This is a genomic window from Kitasatospora sp. NPDC093558, from assembly GCF_040683475.1.
Classification (GTDB): domain Bacteria; phylum Actinomycetota; class Actinomycetes; order Streptomycetales; family Streptomycetaceae; genus Kitasatospora.
This window is the reverse complement of the sequence record NZ_JBFBDY010001156.1, coordinates 1-1441: the sequence shown is the minus strand read 5'-3', so window position 1 is coordinate 1441 and position 1441 is coordinate 1. Positions and strand designations below refer to the sequence as shown.

Sequence of the window (1441 nt, the reverse complement as noted above, 5' to 3'; positions counted from 1 at the left end):
GGTGGCCCTCCGGGAGGACCGGCAGCGAGCCGGGCACGGTGATGACGAACTCGCGCCCGTCCAGCGCCCGGGCGAGCGCGGCGCTGTCGGTGTACTCGCTCACGTCGGCGACGAGCGGGGCCGGGGCGAGCGAGGTGTGCGCGCCCAAGGAGGCGACCATGTCGCCGAGTTGGAGCCACAGCGGCACCTTGCCGGTCTCCTCCGGGATCCGGGCGCGCTGGCGCAGTTCGGGGTCCTCGCACCAGGGCCCGCGCAGCAGCAGGTGCCAGTCGACGGGGATCTCCCCGCGGCCGGTGGCGAGGAAGAGCCCGAGGCCCACCTGGCAGTTGACGACGCGTCCGGCCGACGTGACGAACCTGCGGTGCACGCCAACGGAGTGGTCGCCGCGCTTGGGCAGCACGGCGCAGCCGATGGTCCAGGCCCGTACGTCGGTGCGGCGCTCGATCCAGCGGGTCAGTTCCTGGCGGGCGGGGTCCCACTCCCAGGGGCTGGCGTTGATGAACTGCTGGAGCGACTGCGAGGCGGTACGCGACTGCGAGACCGTCGCCGCCAGGCGGCGCATCGATTTCTTTCCCCGTGTGGTGAGCAGTCCTTGCAGGTAGGCGTGGGCCCAGCGGCGCTGGTCGGCTCTCGGCAGGTGGCCGAAGAGCTCTTCGGTGAACAGGGACGTCGACGTGTGGATGCCGGGGTCCAGTGTCCCGGCGGTGTGGTGCGAGGTCATGGCTGAATCCCCCTTCGGCCGGCCTCCGGGGGCCGACTGCGCCCAAAAGAATAACGAACGCTCTCTTTCTTTTCGACCTGCGTAGCACGGACGTGTACGACTTCGGTAGGTCGCGGCAGGGGCGCTGAGAGGCACTGGCGCCCCGCAGCGGCGTGGGGAGGAATCCGTACATCTTGAGCAAGTCCCTGTTCCCAGGGGCGTAGGGGCGAGCGCATGCTGGCTCCTCGGCCCGTCACCGCGTCCACGGTGCGCCGGCCGGAACACCACGGAGTCGCGCGACTGCGGCCCCGGCAACCGGAGAGAAGCACATGGTCAAGCAGGCGAGGGCTGCTCGTACGCGACAGATGCTCCTGGACGCGGCCGCCGCGGAGTTCGACCGCACCGGCTACGGGAGCACCTCCCTGGCCCAGGTCGCGAGAGCCGCCGAGATCTCACTGGGTGCCGTGACCTTCCACTTCGCCAGCAAGAACGCCCTCGCCAACGCCGTTCAAGGACGCGGCCGTTCGCTCACCCGCAGCCTGGTGGACCGGGTGCTTGCGGACGGCGCGCGACCGCTGTGCTCGGTCGAGGACCTGACCGTCGGCCTTGCCCGGCTCCTGGAGAACGACGTCGCCGTGCGCTGCGCGGCCCGGCTCTCGCGCGAGCGGCCGAGGTGCGCGGCCAGCTGGCGCTCGGTGTGGGTGCCCGACCTGCTCGCCCTGCTGGAGCGTGCGCGCCTGG

The 1441-nt window shown here is 71.5% G+C and carries 2 protein-coding genes; one reads left to right on the top strand and one right to left on the bottom strand.

All coding sequences use genetic code 11. From position 1 onward, the window contains the following. Nucleotides 1-721, bottom strand: a 721-nt coding sequence (locus tag AB0O00_RS39345; protein WP_363659470.1) for a transposase, incomplete at its 3' end; no start/stop codon positions are given. A gap of 308 nt (nucleotides 722-1029) precedes the next feature. On the opposite strand from AB0O00_RS39345, the gene AB0O00_RS39340 reads away from it, so the two are divergent. Next, a partial coding sequence (locus AB0O00_RS39340; RefSeq protein WP_363659469.1) for a TetR family transcriptional regulator occupies nucleotides 1030-1441 on the top strand: 412 nt, incomplete at its 3' end.